The 11,441-nt window shown below is 33.1% G+C and carries 7 protein-coding genes; 2 read left to right on the top strand and 5 right to left on the bottom strand.

The features are described from left to right. Window positions 1–187: 187 nt before the first annotated feature. On the top strand, window positions 188–313 hold the full coding sequence (locus JML65_RS24005) for a hypothetical protein (protein ID WP_262896497.1): 126 nt from the start codon (window positions 188–190) through the stop codon (window positions 311–313). A gap of 379 nt (window positions 314–692) precedes the next feature. On the opposite strand, the gene JML65_RS11095 is transcribed toward JML65_RS24005, so the two are convergent. The 5 genes from JML65_RS11095 to katG form a co-directional block, all read right to left on the bottom strand. Further along, window positions 693–3,107 (bottom strand): ATP-binding protein, encoded by a 2,415-nt coding sequence (locus JML65_RS11095; protein ID WP_202270914.1) that lies wholly within the window; start codon window positions 3,105–3,107, stop codon window positions 693–695. A gap of 102 nt (window positions 3,108–3,209) precedes the next feature. Beyond that, on the bottom strand, window positions 3,210–4,604 hold the full coding sequence (locus tag JML65_RS11090) for a hypothetical protein (protein WP_202270913.1): 1,395 nt from the start codon (window positions 4,602–4,604) through the stop codon (window positions 3,210–3,212). 240 nt (window positions 4,605–4,844) lie between these two features. Next, window positions 4,845–5,138, bottom strand: coding sequence for a helix-turn-helix domain-containing protein (locus tag JML65_RS11085; protein ID WP_202270912.1), 294 nt, complete (start codon window positions 5,136–5,138; stop codon window positions 4,845–4,847). 798 nt (window positions 5,139–5,936) lie between these two features. Beyond that, on the bottom strand, window positions 5,937–7,394 hold the full coding sequence (locus JML65_RS11080) for a tyrosine-type recombinase/integrase (RefSeq protein WP_202270911.1): 1,458 nt from the start codon (window positions 7,392–7,394) through the stop codon (window positions 5,937–5,939). Between the two features lie 823 nt (window positions 7,395–8,217). Continuing rightward, a complete protein-coding gene (gene katG / locus JML65_RS11075; protein ID WP_202270910.1) occupies window positions 8,218–10,494 on the bottom strand; it encodes a catalase/peroxidase HPI in 2,277 nt (758 codons plus the stop codon). Between the two features lie 476 nt (window positions 10,495–10,970). Here katG and JML65_RS11070 point away from each other — a divergent pair, with 476 nt between their 5' ends. Continuing rightward, window positions 10,971–11,438 (top strand): heme-binding domain-containing protein, encoded by a 468-nt coding sequence (locus JML65_RS11070; RefSeq protein ID WP_202270909.1) that lies wholly within the window; start codon window positions 10,971–10,973, stop codon window positions 11,436–11,438. Window positions 11,439–11,441: the final 3 nt, after the last annotated feature.

The raw sequence follows: 11,441 nt of genomic DNA, 5'->3' as shown, positions 1-11,441 counted from the left end.
TAGGTAATTACTAACATATTGTTGTTTACTAGTTTTTTTTTATTCTATCTTTGTGAGAGAAGGTTATGTGACATGATAAATCGACTTAATTTATCACACAGGCGGAGACGCTCAGCATGTAAACAAAACAACTCAGGGTGCAACCTGAGCTGTTTGGTAATCTGTTTAACTTCAAAAATCCGAGTCAATGGAAATTTTTGAAAAAGACGGTAAAACTTATAAAAAAGTATTTACCAGATCTATCAGAAAAAATGGTAAAGTAATCTACCATCCAAAAGGAGGCGTATTTGTTTTCACTGTTGAAATAAAATAGCCAGCTTTTTTATCTATACTCCTTGTACAAACAAGGAGTATTTTTTTTATGCAACTTGTACAACTATACAGAGACTTGTAATTATAATTACACATATTGTGTAAATGTACGTACATTTGTTCAAATTTGTGTACATTTTATGTATAAAAAGTTTGCTAATAGCAGACTAATCACTTATACACTTCACACATAAGCCACTGTTAATCAAATATATAAAATTAAATATATGTACACGTAAAGATATTTATATATTAATATATTTCCTTACGGGAAGACACAATAGAGTTGTTTTTATTTTCAAACATACATTACATAAACATTCCACAAAAAATACCAACTGAAACTAATTAAGGCTATTCGTACTTCAAAATAAGGAAATTTAGAAGCTATTCAAAACATCTTTAAACACTTCATTATTAGAGGATTTTAAAAAAATATCTTTTAATTTTTTCCAATTTTCAGGATCTATCTGATTTGATAATTCTTTACAAATTATTTGTGAAAGTTTTTTTTCAAAATCTCTCCACTTATCGCTTAAAACAATTTCGGTTCTAGCTGAATTTAAATCCAAATCCGTTTTTCCAAATGCATCAACTATTATTAATATTGGGAATGGAAATGACAAAACTGCTTGATTATCTCTTTTATAATACCATTCAGGAAATAGTGATGTTGGTATATCTATACCATGTAATGAAAGTCTTGATTTTGATTTTGCTATTGTTCTTGATGAATTATTTGTATTTATATTATAATCATCACTTATATTTATATGTGTTGAATTTTCTTGAATAGAATTATCTCTTAACCAAACTTTTTTATCTAGTTCATAATTTACTCCTGCTATATCTATAGTTTTAGAAGGTAATTCTATTTCATGTGTTGGAACTCCCTTGCTTTGTAAAATACCAATCTCTAAAACACCTTTTATTCCTCTATCTACATCATCAAATTTAATAGTATAATATTGAACGTTTGGATGAGTTGACCAATCGCCATCTTTTAAATCATTAGTTGTAATAGAGTCAAAGTTCTCTTCATTATAACTAATATTTTCATTATCTGTTATTATATTTATAGTAAATGGTGGATTACGAATGCTATTTTTTACAGATTTAATAAACGCTGCATCATTGAAACTCTGCCATGGGTTTTTATTTTTCCGAAGTTGCAACCTAGTCATTGTTCCTGGTAATTCTCGTGAACCTTCTTTAATCCAAAAAATACTTTCCTGTCCTTCAATAGTAAGATTTATTGGCTCACTCGACTTGTGTGCTGCATATACTCTTTTAGTATCAACAATTATTGTATCAGCAACCATAAAAGATGATAATATACCTATACCAAATCTTGAAGTAGGGGTAAATTCAGCATTATTTTCAGATAACATATTGTAAAAATCGGATGACTTATAAAATGATGATCCAACTTTTGAATAGTAATTATCAATTATATATTCATCCATTCCAGTGCCATTATCTTCAACAATTAAAATTTTATCTTCATTTTCAGTTAAATATTTTATTGTTACTTCTGGTTTATAAATAGTTCCCCATTTATTCTCCTGCTTCTGTCTCAATAAGCACGCATCAATAGAGTTTTGAACAAGTTCTCTCAGTGCTACTTCAGGATTTCCATAAAGCTTTGTTCCCATAAGCAACTCAATAACTTGCTTCTTGCTTAAGTTAAATTGAACATCTTTATAAATGTAAATTGGTTTGTCATGAATGTTCTTTTTAGTGGTGATTTTTTCTCTTGAAACTTTATATGGTATTTTAATAAGAATTTCACGATGTTTCATTTTATTAAATTCATTCAATTCCGAAACTAAATTATAGCAGACGGACAATTCATGATCTATATCATCACAAAACCTATGAATAGAGGATTCAATGGCAGGATGTGCACATTTAGCCGTAAAATATATACTTTCTGACGATATATCCCATGCTTCAACCGCTCTATGCTTATTCCATTCTTTTAATGAAACAGGTTCTTTAACATATAAGTGAGAGAATAATACTGCGGGAGTTCTTTTAGCATCAAAATCAAGAATATCAGCTAGTCTTAGTATTATCCCTACTAAAGGCAAACAAACATGAATTTGTTCCCCACAAATCATATATTTTTCAAACCTTAATAATTTTAAAGCTTCTTCATTATGACTTAGACATATCTGAGCAAGTTCTACGGTTAAATCATTATCTCTAAACTTAATCTTACCCTCCCAATGTTTTTGAATAATATCTTTAATCCTATCAGCATGTGTCTTTCTTATATACTCAGTAATTATATGAGATTTAATAATATCTGCTTGACTAAAGTTATTTTGTGAAATTAATTTGTTAATTCCCTCAACTTGATGTGGTTGAGAATAGTAAAATCTTTTAAATTCAATAAATGTATTTTGTAACTTCTCATTAAGGGATGGTTTTAAATCCCAAACTTTTTTCCATTCTAGTACTTCTTCTTCTTCAGGAGCCATTCCTACATCATGCATAAAAGCAGAACATATAAGAAGCATGAGCTCAGGAACGCTTAAGTTTTCTATTACATCTTCAGGTAGTAACTTTTCCATTAATAACAAAACCCTAAATAGATGTTCACTATCATGCAATGTGAATTCTCCCATATGTTTTATGATAGTTTTAGTTCTATTTAAAGAATATGAAACAATATCATTAATTAAAGCTATTACTTCACTGTCCTTTTCGCTACATTTTTTTGTTATAGTTTGATATAAGTAACTTTTATTTAATCTTGGTAAATATTCATCTTTGAAGTCGTCAATCATGGTAATGTTTTTTTAGTAAAAATACATAGAGTTTTTAAAAATAAAAACTTTTAAATTAATAATAAATTATTATTTGACAGAAACAAACTAATGTTAATTCTTTTATTTCCAGACTTTTTTAGTCATATTCGGAGCATAACCAATCTCACGTATAAATATTTCATTCATCAACTCATAAGCCTGTTCTAAATCAGATTCTCTGACCATTAAACAATCATGAAGTGTAAAAAATGGAATCTTTCGTTTGAATTTATTGTTGATTTCACGAGCAATAATATTCAGCATAAAATGAGATTCTAACTGAAACAATAAATGCGAAAACCTTTTGTGTCTTTCAAACTTCGAAACACCCTGAAATTTCGCTTGTTTATATTTTTTGATAAGTTGATATATCGTTGGAAAATAACTATAAAAAACAGTTTGTTCCTGCTTGTATTCTTTCTGATGAGCAAAGAACATAGACAACAGTCTTTTTTTAGTATATTTTCGGAGTTCATCTTCATCCCCGTCAAATTCTCTCCCAAACATATTTTCAAAGCCAGAATCAAAGTTTTGTAAGTCCATAAAACTTGTCATAAATGACTCATAAAGCTGATTATTTAGCACAAGTTCTCTGAAATCTGCTATCTCCTTTGTAGAGGGGCTTACCGAAGATTCTACTAGCATATAATGGTATAATAGGTTTTCACTATGTGGTAAGTGTGCATGTAGTACGGCGGATTTACTAGATGCAGGTAGAGAAAGTAGATAAGCTAGAAAAAAAGGTACTGAAGATGATAAATCGACTTCGGCTATGTGTTCCCCGTCATATTTCAAATATTTTCGACCTATCTTAGGGAACTGCGATAATGCTGTATGCAATCTGCCGTCCGTTTCTGGGTTGTAATGAAAGTGAAAACCGTTATTTTTAAGATTCTGTATCATAACTGCATTTTTCAAGTATTTTGCGTAATCTCCTGTCCGCTTATAGTCCAAATACAGCTCATTTAAGGGTGATTTATGATCTAATTCGATACGTTTAGTGTCAAAGTATTGAATCGTAAAATTAAGATGTTTTCGGACGGCATTATCAACACTTGGTTTGTTGATTTTTCTGACTTTTTCAACTAACGCTTTTTCTCTGATACAAATCAATTCCAACTCACCATCTCCCCAATAATACTTGGGTAAGTAATATGAATAACAACTGCCAGGCTTATAATTATGTCTCCACAACATTCTGCCCTCACCTCCGAAGTCCTGATAAAGATAATCTATGTGCAATCTTGAATTTCTATAAATAGATTGATTAATTCCTGCGCATCTTGAGGTAAAATGAGTTGTCGCAGTATGGAAATCTTTGAATTCATCCGAACAGTTTTGATTAGACACTTGTTTTATCAATTCAGAGATAAAATAATAACAATAATCTCGGCTCAGTTCAAAATCAGGAGGGAATTTAGATAATCTTTGTTCTAGATTCAGACTTTTGGGTATTAAAATATAATATTCATCCATAATAATGTTATAAAAAGGGCATAACAATGGCTGTACATAACTTTTTTGCAATGCATTCAGATTTTTAAAAGAAAAATTTTAGTTGATTTTGGAGCGTTTAAAAGGCTCTTACGGTTTGCGCGCAGTGTTGTGCGATGTAGTAGTAAAAAGATCCTGCTTTCTCAGCGTTATACTCATCGGCGAGTAGAAAAAAGTTGTTTTGTACGGCATAATAATAAAAAGATCTTTCTTATGCGCTCACTATTCTCCTTTCAGCCTTGATAATACCTCATCTTTAGAGTAATATACCTTTGCCCCCATCTTAATAGGAGTTAGAATTCCGCTTTTTCTCCAATTGTGGAGTGTTGAATAACTAACATTTAAATGTTCAGACGTTTCTTTACGGGTATAAAATTCTTTTTCATCTTTTGAAACTTGCTCAACCTGAATTTGGTTGACTACTTTACGAACTATTTGCTCAAAATCCTGCATAAGTTCTTCTTTTGTAAGTTGGAATAGTGGTCTGTTGTCACTGTTGGTGTTAGTGTTGTTCATAATGTATATTTTTTATTGTTATTTGTTCAATCACCTGGCATACAGGCATAAAAAAAGGAAACCCCTTTTCGAGATTTCCTGATATTGTTATTTAGACATAAAAAAAGACCCAACCGCTAAGGTTGAGCCTATATATTTGTTAATAGTTGTTAAAAATTTAATGTTCGGACATAATTATTCATCGACATTTCGCAGAATACGTGTTTTATAAGGTGTAGCCCCTTGTTGCGATTGTGTGACCGCTTCCGACTTATTGTTATTGCTAGGACATAATTATTCCCTACATTTCCAAAATTGCGTTATAATGTGTGCATCCCACGACCCTATTTTCTAGGTACTTTCGATTTTTGCCAATATCGTTTTTAAATAGGTGACTCCCCTAGTACTCTTTAAAGTAATTGGTCTTTTTATTACATTCAGATATGATTATTTCAAGATTAAACAGATTTCCTCCATTGAAATATAAATCTTCGCCTCTTATTTTAGTTCGGAGGGATTCCCGCAACCTTCAAAAACTGTATTTACACAATCTTTGGTGTAATTATTTTCACTTTTTAAAGTTCGGACATAATTATCCGCCTGAAAAAGATCCTGCTCCCCCAATATTTAGAATAATGCTTGGTATGGTCGCTCCAATGAAGACTTATATAATTACTTGAAATAATCTTAAAGAACTTTTTCGCTCGTTTCACATCTTACTTACATATTAATCACTGCTAAGTGATATAATTTATTTTTCAGAATTGAAACTTTTAAAAAAAAATTCAAATACCGTGCCGAAATTTTAACTTTTCGGGATTATGAAATATTTTTGTTGATATTAATGATCTCGCCTAACTGTTCGCTATTCCCACTCTCAATAAGAAGATCTTTCATTTTCTTCATTTGGGCTTTCAATTCTTCAATCTCTTTAGTTTGTAAGTCAACTTTTTGAAGTTTTTCGTTTCTTGCTTTGATACTCTCCTGTCTTACCTGTTCATGTTCAAAGGTAGGTTTGAAATAGGTTTTGAAAACAGATTCGTCCGTGTGTCCAGTATACTGCCAAATCTCCAACAAATCCCATCCCTCTATATATCGGTTAGTACAGAAGCTCCTCCTAGAATCATGAAAAGCTACTTTATCAGCAAAGTTTATCGTTTCAAATACTACCCCATCATTAGTAGGACGTTCACGAGTTATTACCTTTTCACCAAAATAAGGAACAACCTTAAACAGTTCTTTGAGATAATCATTCGTATTTTGGTTAGATATAGCAATACTCTTAATATCATTATTGTATTTACTCAGGATTTCTCCTGTATATCCAAAAATCGGGAAATTAACCGTTTTGTATTTATCAACACGAGAACCTTTATTTAACAAAATACTGATATTTCCTAAGCTAAGTTCAATATGTCCATTTTCGATTCGTGTAATATCTCCGAACCTGAGTGAGCTATGGCAACCGAGAACAAATAAGTCTCGAACTCTCTCTAATCTAGGCGAACCAGAAAAATCATGTTCGTATAATATTTTGATTTCAGGTTCTGTTAGTACTGTATGGAAACTTGGAGGAACTTTAACACTAAACTCATCCTGCATATAGCTTCTATTCTCTGTATAGCCTTTTTCAAATGCTCGCTTAAGTACCGCAGATAATCTTTTGATTCGGGTTCTGAGCGTACTCAGCTCTCCTACCCTTTCAGTACCCAAAAGCCAGTTCTGGAACTCTAAACACTGTGTTTCATCAAATTTATCAATATCTAGGAAAATATTATTATCTACGGCAAAATCTTTTAAATCTCGATACATCACATTGAAAGATGATACATAACTTTTATGTAATGGTTTTTGTCCTGACGCAATAGCACGCTTAATTTTAAGTTCAATCAATCTCATAAACTCCTGAAAAACATCATCAAAAGATTTTTTATTTCTCTGAACTGTATTAAGTTCTTTTCCATCTATAGCGTTATCAACAATGGTTTTAAGTTCTTCTTTTGTTGGCATACGATTATAATTCTCATTGAAATTTTTGTGAGTATCTACAATGGAAATTTTGAACTTACTTAACTTCTGATTAATCTCTCTTTTTTCTATCCCAGAAGTAATCGTTTTAGTATCTGAATCCCAGTTGCACGGAGCAACTTTTAATCCTGTCGAAAAATCCGCCTGTAAACCTTTGAACGAATATCTTCCCATTATTCGGGAGATTTCCGCTTTAGGTTCTTTCAGTCTAAAATTTACGCTTCCTGTTTCGTTGTTGTATTGTGCCATAAAATAAAGAATATTCGCATAACAAATATACGAATATTTAAAATTTGGTCACTATTTTGGCCACTGTAAATTCTGAATCTATTTGAATTTATTTACATGCAATAAAATTTAATTTACTATTAATCAATATTTTGAACAAATAAATTAATTCAATAAGATGTAAACAAATATAAGATGTTATTCCCTGTGGGTCTACAAACCATCCTTTTTTAAGGATGGTTTTTGTTTTTTATATATTCTTAATCAATTGCATTGAAACTATTTTATACAAACTTCATACATTTTTAACAGGATTAAAAGCAATTATCTATTCAATGGATTTCATCATCAAATTATTATACTCTTTATTTTTTGCAGCAATATCTTTCATCCTCTTCATGAAGTATAACAAAGCATTTTCTATAAAACCCAAGCTGCTTATCATTTTACTCCTAAATCTGATATTATTATTTTGTCTGAATACGATTTATACCAGTATTTCAAATAAATTATTTTATATATTACTCATGTTTTCATTATCAGTGGTAATATTAAATATCATGAAAAATTTTATTAACATAGAAAATAATGCTGTACTAAAAAATAATGACGGCTTTAGAAATAACTATAAAAATGTAAAAAACATCTTTTTTATTAAAGTCATTCCCATCATAATTTTCTTTTATCAGCTTTTGTTAATATGGGTCCCTTCTATTTCTGCAAAAATGTTGCGTAATTAATATTAACCCACTAAGGTATTGACTCTACATAACAGGCTCCAAGTATATTAAAAAACAAAAAGACAGCAGTGATGCTGTCTTTTTTATATGATAGAGATGATCTCTTAATCCAAATCAAATCGATCCAGATTCATCACTTTTGTCCATGCGGCTACAAAATCATTGATAAATTTACCTTGTGCATCAGCACTTGCATACACTTCGGCCACAGCTCTCAATTCAGAATTGGATCCGAATACAAGATCAGCACGAGTAGCTGTCCATTTTGGCTGACCTGTTGAACGGTCTGTTCCTATATAGAGTTCTTTATCTTCTGACATGGATTTCCATTGTGTTCCCATATCTAAAAGATTAACAAAGAAATCATTGGTAAGCACTCCGGGACGGGTAGTAAATACCCCATGTTTTGAACCGTCAAAATTCGTATCTAAAGCACGCATTCCTCCTACCAAAACAGTAAGTTCAGGAGCGGTAAGCGTTAATAACTGTGCTTTATCTATGAATAAAGATTCTGTAGAAACTGAGAATTTTCTTTTCAGGTAATTACGGAATCCGTCAGCAATAGGTTCCAGGTATCCCATAGATTCCACATCCGTTTGTTCCTGAGAAGCATCCATTCTACCGGGAGCAAATGTTACTTTAACATCATGTCCCGCATTTCTCGCAGCTTTTTCTACAGCTGCTGTTCCGGCCAATACAATGATATCCGCCAGTGAAATTTTCTTGCCTCCATTTTGAGCATTGAATTCGTTTTGAATTCCTTCCAAAATCCCCAATACTTTCTGTAATTGCGAAGGGTTATTTACTTCCCAATGTTTCTGAGGCTCCAGTCTTATTCTCGCTCCGTTGGCACCACCACGTTTATCACTTCCTCTGAAAGTAGATGCGGAAGCCCAGGCTGTAGATACCAGCTCGGAAACACTCAATCCGGAATCTAAAATTTTAGTTTTAAGATGTTCAATGTCTGCAGCATTGACCAGCTCATGATTCACGGCCGGAATAGGATCCTGCCAGATCAGTTCTTCCTGAGGAACATCCGGTCCCAAATAACGGGCACGAGGTCCCATATCCCTGTGGGTAAGTTTAAACCATGCTCTTGAAAAGGCATCGGCAAAGGCATCAGGGTTTTCATAAAAATGTCTTGAAATTTTTTCGTAAACAGGATCCAGTCTCAATGAAAGGTCTGTAGTAAGCATTGTTGGTCTATGCTTTTTAGTGGAATCAAATGCATCAGGAATAATTTCAGCACCATCCTTTGCTACCCATTGGTGAGCTCCGGCAGGGCTTTTCGTCAATTCCCATTCATTTTCAAACAGGTTTTTAAAGAAATAATTACTCCATTCAGTCGGAGTTTCTGTCCAGGTTACTTCAAGACCACTGGAGATCGCGTCTTTTCCGCTTCCCGATTTGTAGCTGCTTTCCCATCCTAATCCCTGTAATTCTATTCCTGCACCTTCAGGTTCTTTACCTACATGATCTGCAGGACCGGCTCCATGGGTTTTTCCAAAAGTATGTCCTCCGGCAATCAAGGCTACAGTTTCCTCATCATTCATCGCCATACGTCCAAAAGTATCACGGATATCTTTAGCGGCAGCAATAGGATCAGGGTTTCCGTCCGGACCTTCAGGATTTACATAGATCAATCCCATTTGCACGGCTGCCAGAGGTTTTTCAAGATTTCTGGAATGAATATCACCGTCTGCATTATCATCGGTAGGAAGAACTGCTGCATGTCCTTCCACTACGCCATCTGAACCGTGAGCATATCGTACGTCTCCGCCCAGCCATGTTTTTTCCGAACCCCAGTATACATCCATATCCGGTTCCCAAACATCTTCACGGCCACCAGCAAATCCAAACGTTTTGAATCCCATAGACTCCAGCGCGATATTACCGGTAAGGATTAAAAGGTCTGCCCAGGAAATATTTCTCCCATATTTTTGTTTGATCGGCCATAACAATCTTCTTGCTTTATCTAAACTAACATTATCAGGCCAGCTGTTCAGGGGTGCAAAACGTTGTTGTCCCGCTCCTGCTCCACCTCTTCCGTCACCCACACGATAGGTTCCGGCACTGTGCCACGCCATACGGATAAACAAAGGACCATAGTGTCCGAAATCGGCCGGCCACCAGTCCTGAGAATCTGTCATCAATGCATGAAGATCTCTTTTTACGGCTTCTAGGTCAAGGTTTTTAAATGCTTCAGCATAATCAAAGTCTTTGTCCATAGGATTAGACAGTGATGAATGCTGGCGCAGCATATCAACTCTAAGCTGATCAGGCCACCATTCCAGGTTTTGGGTTCCGCCACCCGCTACATTCTTTTTCATAGTCCCATTATGAAACGGGCATTTACTGATGTCATTCGAATCTTTTTCCATTGTCGTTTATTTATTTTTTATATTGATTACTATAGTTTAAGTAAAGTTCTGTTGTAAGAACATGACAAACTTACAACGTTCGTTTAATAAATACAATCTATTAATAATTATTTCAATGATAGTTAAAAACTATAAAGAAGCATTTCCGACAGCATCCAAACTAAAGACATAATTGTGGTATTAAGTTAGTGAAAATTCATATTAATGTGGACAAAAAACATCAATACCCTACTCAATTTAGAATAAATCAACGTAATAATTTCTAAAAAATAAATACATAAGAAAGCTAAAAGCAAGAAGTTTCATCCCTATCAAAGGGGAATCAATGATCTTTGTATTAATTAGTAAAAGTCTATGACTTATCTAAAGTTCGTGCTGCCATTTCCTTCCTCCGGCTGTCCACAAAATATTTCAATCTCTACTTAGCCTAAAAAATAATTTAACTACCTTTATCCTAATAAGAAATATGAACATCTATGAAAAAAGTATTAGTTGTCATTCTTGTGGCATTTATTATGATCCAGTTTTTTCCTATTGACAAGACCAATCCTGTTCCCACACCGGGTATGGATTTTCTTAAAATTAAAAACACTCCGGATCATATAGCCAAAATTATACGTACGTCTTGTTATGACTGTCATTCCAATGAAACCAAATATCCATGGTATGCCAATATTTCACCGGCATCATGGGTTGTAAAAAATCATGTCAATGAAGGCAGAAAACATCTTAATTTTTCTACCTTTGCAGTATACGAATCTAAAAGACAGCTTCATAAGCTTGAAGAATGTTTAGAAATGATAGAAAAAAAAGAAATGCCTCTGGAGTCTTATTATTTGGGACATCAGAACGCAAAACTGACAGATGAGCAGCGTACAGCACTTTCTCAATATTTTAAAAAAGTAAAAGAGGATACCGAAAGAAGTATCATGTTTAATAAATAGAAA

Origin of the sequence: Chryseobacterium sp. KMC2, from assembly GCF_016756935.1 — a bacterium.
Classification (GTDB): Bacteria; Bacteroidota; Bacteroidia; order Flavobacteriales; family Weeksellaceae; genus Chryseobacterium; species Chryseobacterium rhizosphaerae.
Note: the sequence above shows the minus strand (reverse complement) of the source record. Positions and strands in the feature narration are given on the sequence as shown.

Coding starts and splice junctions, on each gene's coding strand:
- JML65_RS11090 (WP_202270913.1), bottom strand. CDS start 4,604: ATGGATGAATATTATATTTTAATACCCAAAAGTCTGAATCTAGAACAA.
- katG (WP_202270910.1), bottom strand. CDS start 10,494: ATGGAAAAAGATTCGAATGACATCAGTAAATGCCCGTTTCATAATGGG.
- JML65_RS11085 (WP_202270912.1), bottom strand. CDS start 5,138: ATGAACAACACTAACACCAACAGTGACAACAGACCACTATTCCAACTT.
- JML65_RS11070 (WP_202270909.1), top strand. CDS start 10,971: ATGAAAAAAGTATTAGTTGTCATTCTTGTGGCATTTATTATGATCCAG.
- JML65_RS11095 (WP_202270914.1), bottom strand. CDS start 3,107: ATGATTGACGACTTCAAAGATGAATATTTACCAAGATTAAATAAAAGT.
- JML65_RS11080 (WP_202270911.1), bottom strand. CDS start 7,394: ATGGCACAATACAACAACGAAACAGGAAGCGTAAATTTTAGACTGAAA.
- JML65_RS24005 (WP_262896497.1), top strand. CDS start 188: ATGGAAATTTTTGAAAAAGACGGTAAAACTTATAAAAAAGTATTTACC.